The organism is Rahnella sp. 1L-D-7-B-C2 (genome assembly GCF_057290995.1).
Window position 1 is genome coordinate 501393 of the sequence record NZ_JBXAVQ010000003.1, and the last position, 6455, is coordinate 507847.

Sequence of the window (6455 nt, forward strand, 5' to 3'; positions counted from 1 at the left end):
AACCCTTGTTGGTTTTGGTCTGCAAAAAGTGCACATAGAAAAGGTGCATGATGCGAGCATTCTGAGTGATTTAAGGGAAATCAAACGGCGGAATAAGCGGTTAAAAGGGTGGCTGTTTGTGGCGTGGGATGGGGAATAGAGGATGACGGAATTTTTACCGTCATCCTGAGTTCAATCAGAAACTCATGCGCGTCAGATTACAAATGAAAACTATCGTAGAGATGGCGTTCAATGGCGGTCAGTTTATTACGATCGTAATTTCCGAAAAACAACGGCCCGCCCAGCGTATTTACCACTACGCCGCTGGCCGTGATGGCTGCAGATTTATAATCACCGACTTTTAACGCATTCACGGTATCACGTGAGAATACTCTGGCTTCCGAAAGTGAAGCCGAGGTTTCAAAAAGCCTCCCTTCAGCTACGGCATTGATGTTTCGCGAAATGCTCTGATATGCCTGTTCAGAAATCCCTACGTTAGCCTGGTGCAACATTTTATTAACACAATAGACTGCCTGAGCGTAGATTGAGAACCGGCTACTTTGCAATATTTTTTGCTCCAGCTGGACTCTGCGCATCAATCCCTGACGTTCGTCACCGTATGGCATAACTATTCTCTCCTTGTAGAATTATTTTAAATCAAATTAAAAATATTTCATGGTGTTGAGTAAATTTACTCAACATCAATCCATGATAATTCCAGGAAAATTTATTAAGAGAAGATAAATCAAAAAACGAGAAGAAACCCACAAAAATATTAATGATTAACTCATTGAAATAATGAGGTATTTATTAAGTGAATGGATTTCAGGTGGTCATATAAACCTACTCAATAAATCAAGTTCTGTTCATATTAACTTCACAATTCCCTTATGCTTTACCAGACACTGCCGCCCCTGCATCCGGTTTTAATCGCAGCATATCCAGCCAGCCGATCAGCGTCAGCAGGGCGATTACCACGAACGCGATTTTAAAACTCATGCCCGGTACGGCCTGCCATTGCATATAATTCACCAGTTGCTCACCGAGCCGCGTACCCAACGCGCCCACTGTAATACCCAGTCCGACCGACAGCTGCAAGACCGTGCTGAACAGGGTGTTAGCATCAGCCATCTGTTTTGCGGGAACGTCAGAGAAGGCCAGCGTGCTGATGCCAGTAAATTGCATCGAGCGGCTCAGGCCGCCGAGAAACAGCAGCAGCATCACCAGCCAGTCCGGCGTGCCGGGCGTCAGGAAGGCGCAGAACAGCAGTGAGAACACGCTCAGCAATCCGTTTACCACCAGCACTGGCCGGAATCCATAACGCCGGATCAACGGCGTGGTCGCCGGTTTCATTGCCAGATTCCCGGCGAAAACCGCCAGCACCAAAAGCCCGGCGTGGAACGGATCCATCCCAAACCCGACCTGTAACATCAGCGGCAGCAAAAATGGCACGGCGCTGATGGTGACGCGAAACAACGAACCGCCGCCCATGCTGACCCGGAAGGTCGGAATGACCAGCGCTCCCAGATGCACCATTGGCGCAGAAGCGCGATACAGGTGTCTTATCGCCAGCACGCAGACTACTAGGCCCAACGCCAGCAACAGCGTGGCCGTCATCCACAGAATGTGATCCTGACTCAATAACTCGAGACCTGTGACCAGTGACAGCATCGCGACGCCGGTCAGCAAAAATCCCCGCTTATCAAAATGCTTCGGCTCCGGCGGACGTGCCTGCGGAAAAAGCCGCCACGCGAGGATCATCGCAATAATTCCCAACGGAACGTTGATGTAGAAAATCCAGTGCCATGATGCGTAGTGGGTGATAAATCCGCCCAGCGGCGGCCCGAGAATGGGGGCAACCAGCGCGGGCCAGGTGAGTGTGGCAATGGCTTTGATCAGCTGAGGTTTGGGCGTTGTTTTCAGCACGGTCAGACGTCCGACGGGCACCATAAGTGCGCCGCCGATCCCCTGAATAATGCGTAAGATGATAAATTCGCTGACGCTTGACGCCATCGCACAGAACAGGGAGGCCAGCGTAAATACGCCCAGCGCGAAGGTAAACACGTTACGCGCTCCGAAGCGCTCCGCTGCCCAGCCGCTGGCCGGGATCAGCACCGCCAGGGTCAGCATGTAAGCGCTCATCCCGGCATTGAGATCTACCGCAGAAACGCCAAACGACAACGCCATCTGCGGCAGCGCGGTGGCGATCACCGTGCCATCGATAAATTCCATGAAGAAAGCCGCGGCGACCAGTAAAGCAATGACGGAGATCCCTGAACTGGCTGCACTGTCCTTCGACGGATGTTGTGCGACATCCGGTTTACTTTGGCTCATGGTGTCTGTCCTGAAAAACGGCAAAATGAAAAGTTAGATGATAAGTAATAAACCTATCACACACCTTTGGCCGGGTTATAGATCCGGGGAGGGGCAAAAAGAGCGGTATGCCAAAATATTACTTATTGTGACGTTGAACATTCCTTTTCAGCCTTTGGGCTTTCCTGAATGAAAAAGCAAGAAAAAGAGGGTTCTCAATCAGCAGGTTTACCTACACTGAACAACGGGATTTTGAACCGGAAATGCTGTCCATCACACCATCAAAAATAATGCTTTAGCCAATATTAAACAGGGGGAACTGAATGAAAAGTGGTGATTATGGCCGTTTGTTATTGCTGGCGGCGATCTGGGGCGGCAGCTTTTTATTTATGCGCATCGCCGCACCAGCTTTCGGGGCGATTAATACGGCGTTTCTGCGGGTGCTCTTCGGGTTCATCGGGCTGGCGGTGATCCTTACCGTGCTAAGAACGCCGCGTAATTATCAGCAGAAATTCGGCAGTTCGCTGCTGCTCGGTGTGATCAACTCCGGTCTGCCGTTTCTGATGTATTGTCTGGCAGCACGCTGGTTGCCCGCCGGATACTCGGCGATCCTCAACGCCACTACGCCGCTGATGGGCGTGCTCATCGGCGGTCTGTTTTTCCATGAAGCGGTGACGTTTAAAAAAGCGCTCGGCGTTCTGCTCGGACTGCTGGGGATTACGCTGTTGACCACCACCGGCAGCGCCGAATCGCTGACACATTTACTGGCGGGAGTGATCGCCTGTCTGGTGGCGACCGGATGTTATGCGATTGCCGGATTCCTGACCCGCCGCTGGATAACCGAGCGCGGCGGTCTGGATCCCAAACTGGTGGCGACCGGCAGCCAGCTTGGTGCCACGTTGTTCCTGCTGCCGTTTTTCCTCTATACCTCGGCGACTGAAGCCCCGGTGATGTGGGCACAACCGCTGATCTGGCTCTGCGTACTGGCAGTGGGCTTCGTCTGTACTGCATGGGCGTACATTTTGTATTTCCGGCTGATAGCCGACATCGGCCCGCTGCGTACCATGACCGTCACATTTCTAATCCCACCGTTCGGGATTTTGTGGGGATATCTGCTGCTTAACGAAACGCTGTCTGAAGGATTTTTTGCCGGTGGGGTGCTGATCTGTCTGGCGGTATGGCTGGTGCTGAGTCCGGGGAGGAAGGTTGCGGTGGAGCGGAGAATACAGACTGGGGATAAGTAAATATTTAATGATTCGGTCTGGTAAAAGTTCCCCTGTAAGCGGAGGACCTTTATTCGTTGGGTGAAAATCCACCATGATGAGTAAGAGGTCATCCGATGTTGTTGTACTCTATGATGTATTTAAGGATGTATCGTTTCGCGCTATCCAGCAGTTTGGAGGCCGGATTGTAACGATAGAACTGCGGTTCGGCGGAGATATCGTCATTTCCGGTGAGGCGATATTACGCATGCTAGATTTACTTGTTCTGCGTTCTGCTCAGGATTCAGGCTATCGTTTCCCACCTTGCTGGCTATGTGCCTAACCGGGGTGATAATAGTACGCCTAATATTAATCTTAAAGGTAAGTAGCTGCGTAAGGAGGGGTTGAGACGGGCGTAAATCTCACCGTTAAAATAACCGATGGCTGTATTGTTCTGGCTCTGGACTGCTACGAAGTGGACGACTGAAGCATGAGTAGGAGGCCTTGCGAAGCCAATTGCGGTATATTAAGCAGGCTTGTCGGGGGATGAGTGTTTAATAGGCTAAACATATAAAATAGCCGGGAGGATATGATTTCCACCCGGTTTTTAGGGGTTATTTTATTTCATAATAAATGTCAACGTTATATTCGTTGTCACTTATAGAAATTACTCTATCAGGAAATTCAAATATTAATGATAAATCAAATGTTCTATTTAATCTGAATGCGCTGACTAAAAAAGAGTGAAAATCATTTCCACGAACAAATACTCCACATCTACCTTCATAAACAAGTAAACAAGAAAATTGTTTATCTACACCCAATAATGAAGTTATAGTAATAATTAACTTATCTATTTCTACAGGTTGTTCTAAACAAACTCTATGATTCTTATCATCAATAGTATTAGCTATTTTTAATTTATCTCTATGCCAAAAAAAATCATCATTATCCAATAAAGAGATAGAGAGTAATTCGAGACCTTCAAGCTTATCAGCAAATTTCCTTGCTCTAAGCATAAGTAGTTTAGCTTCAATTTTATTAATCATAGTAAATATGGTGATCATTGGTTGAAGGATTATTAATTTTCTGATACCTATCATTTTTAAAATCATAGGTTCGGGAGTCTGCACCTGGTTTGGGTTGCCCAGCATGAGTATGTGGTCCAGGTGCTCTTGGATCGGCAGTATGTTCAACGACTACTCTTTTATATCCACGAGCATTTGTATATTCATAATATCGTCCATGAGAACCTAAATCCTCCGAATACTTATAATTAGTTTGTCCTCTTCTCATTGGGTTATTACCAACTTTCCATTGCCTATTCGGTTGTTGAGAACGAGGAACACCCGCAAGATGTTTTGCTTCATTCAAGGCCTTACGACGATTAACACCACCACATTTGAGCCCCCACGGATCCACCCACCCCAACGCATTCGGCGCATACTGATAAAGATTCAGTCCGCCCGCCAGCCCTATCGGGTCATGCTGGGTAAATCGCCCTGAGTCCGGGTCATAGTAACGGTGTAAATTATAATGGAGGCCGGTTTCCCTGTCGAGGTATTGACCTTGCATCCTCAGGTTTTGCGGACCGCCGGTTTTGATTTCCCGCTCGTGCGTTTCCCATTTTACCTTTCCCCAGCTGTCCGGCTGGCCGCGCCAGCACTCTTTGCCTTCGCTGTCGGTCATGGCCTCCGGCTGGCCATTTAGCCGGTTGTGGAAGTAATAGATTGTGCTGTCGTCACCGGCGCCGTCGATGCGGGCGAGCGGGGCGAAGCTGTTCTGGTCGCTGTAGGCGTAGACCTGCGAACTGTGAGATACGAAGCGCCGTTAGAGCGGCGCCTATAGGAAGTGAGGGCTTAGAAAAAATAAAAATGGTTAGGAAAATCAATAAAATTACAAACCATGAGCATTAACCTGAGATTGTAAGTTAACCGCTGAGAGTGTCGCCAAGTAATTTCTCATTAACTATGTACACTCTATTTACATTACCATCAACCAACTTTGAAATATATATTCCATGATTAGAAACTCCTAGTTTTTTAATATAGTTTTTTGCAATTAACTCTTCCTTTGAATGAGTCTGACGAAATTTAACATATGAAAAAACCCAACTTTTTCGCCTGGTTATATATAAATTAGGCGTAATGCAATTTATTTCAGCTACACAGTCCCATTTAGTTAGTGTCACGCAACAAAAATACTCTGAATGCTCGCCACCCAGTTTGGTGCAGGCAAGGTTATTGGCATTTTCTGACAATGTAATTGCATGTGATATTAATAATAAATTATTATCATCAAATGGTCTTTCCTTCAAAAAATCAATCTGAGACCATCTGGAAAATAAAGGTATCTCCTCAAAGGTTTCATAATCTGCATAATATAGATCCTCATTGTCAAGCCCTTCTTTTTCGATGAGTTGCTTTACTTTTATATCTATTTTACTCACAGCTATTCCTCCACATCCCAACCGTGATCTTTCAGCCATTTCAATGTTTTCTTTGAAAATGATGGAGGACCGTCGTGAGTTGTACCATCTTGATTTAATGCGGGATGTCTCCCTTTCACAGGCTTTTTTTGATGAGCATGCCATTGGCTTCCAGGCACACTTTCAGGTTCTGGTTCATCAATACGTTTAATATCTTTTGGACCTTGACCTTTATCAACTTTCTTTTGAGCATCTTTCGGCGTACCGCCACAAGGTCCTCTGGCTAACCCCCACGGATCCACCCAACCCAACGCATTCGGCGCATACTGATAAAGATTCAGTCCGCCCGCCAGTCCTATCGGGTCATGCTGGGTAAATCGCCCTGAGTCCGGATCATAGTAACGGTGTAAATTATAATGGAGGCCGGTTTCTCTGTCGAGGTATTGACCTTGCATCCTCAGGTTTTGCGGGCCGCCGGTTTTGATTTCCCGCTCGTGCGTTTCCCATTTTACCTTTCCCCAGCTGTCCGGCTG

Annotated in this window: 5 protein-coding genes and 2 pseudogenes; 1 reads left to right on the forward strand and 6 read right to left on the reverse strand. The window is 47.5% G+C overall.

Annotation, left to right across the window (positions count from 1 at the left end; all coding sequences use genetic code 11):
• Positions 1 to 197 precede the first annotated feature (197 nt).
• Together AC0Z7K_RS08455 and AC0Z7K_RS08460 are read right to left on the reverse strand one after the other, a co-directional pair.
• Positions 198 to 605: a hypothetical protein gene (locus tag AC0Z7K_RS08455; protein ID WP_485613884.1), complete on the reverse strand. Its 408-nt coding sequence runs from the start codon at positions 603 to 605 to the stop codon at positions 198 to 200.
• Positions 606 to 867: 262 nt separating this feature from the next.
• Positions 868 to 2313 (reverse strand): MFS transporter, encoded by a 1446-nt coding sequence (locus tag AC0Z7K_RS08460; RefSeq protein ID WP_485613886.1) that lies wholly within the window; start codon positions 2311 to 2313, stop codon positions 868 to 870.
• A gap of 302 nt (positions 2314 to 2615) precedes the next feature.
• Between AC0Z7K_RS08460 and AC0Z7K_RS08465 the strand changes: the two genes are divergently transcribed.
• Positions 2616 to 3536 (forward strand): DMT family transporter, encoded by a 921-nt coding sequence (locus tag AC0Z7K_RS08465; protein ID WP_485613888.1) that lies wholly within the window; start codon positions 2616 to 2618, stop codon positions 3534 to 3536.
• A gap of 572 nt (positions 3537 to 4108) precedes the next feature.
• Here AC0Z7K_RS08465 and AC0Z7K_RS08470 read toward each other — a convergent pair.
• The 4 genes and pseudogenes from AC0Z7K_RS08470 to AC0Z7K_RS08485 form a co-directional block, all read right to left on the reverse strand.
• The gene (locus tag AC0Z7K_RS08470; protein WP_485613890.1) at positions 4109 to 4543 is read right to left on the reverse strand and encodes a hypothetical protein; all 435 of its coding nucleotides are present in this window, start codon (positions 4541 to 4543) and stop codon (positions 4109 to 4111) included.
• Positions 4536 to 5294: pseudogene (locus tag AC0Z7K_RS08475) on the reverse strand (RHS repeat-associated core domain-containing protein); the annotation flags it as partial. The gene AC0Z7K_RS08470 and the pseudogene AC0Z7K_RS08475, both read right to left, overlap by 8 nt.
• Positions 5295 to 5424: 130 nt before the next feature.
• Positions 5425 to 5982: an Imm15 family immunity protein gene (locus AC0Z7K_RS08480; RefSeq protein WP_485613891.1), complete on the reverse strand. Its 558-nt coding sequence runs from the start codon at positions 5980 to 5982 to the stop codon at positions 5425 to 5427.
• A 223-nt stretch (positions 5983 to 6205) separates the two neighbouring features.
• Positions 6206 to 6455, reverse strand: a pseudogene (locus AC0Z7K_RS08485) (RHS repeat-associated core domain-containing protein); the annotation flags it as partial.

Bases quoted from the DNA above. Each gene is read 5' to 3' on its own strand.
- AC0Z7K_RS08455 (WP_485613884.1), bottom strand. From the start codon at position 605: ATGCCATACGGTGACGAACGTCAGGGATTGATGCGCAGAGTCCAGCTG.
- AC0Z7K_RS08460 (WP_485613886.1), bottom strand. From the start codon at position 2,313: ATGAGCCAAAGTAAACCGGATGTCGCACAACATCCGTCGAAGGACAGT.
- AC0Z7K_RS08465 (WP_485613888.1), top strand. From the start codon at position 2,616: ATGAAAAGTGGTGATTATGGCCGTTTGTTATTGCTGGCGGCGATCTGG.
- AC0Z7K_RS08470 (WP_485613890.1), bottom strand. From the start codon at position 4,543: ATGATTAATAAAATTGAAGCTAAACTACTTATGCTTAGAGCAAGGAAA.
- AC0Z7K_RS08480 (WP_485613891.1), bottom strand. From the start codon at position 5,982: ATGGCTGAAAGATCACGGTTGGGATGTGGAGGAATAGCTGTGAGTAAA.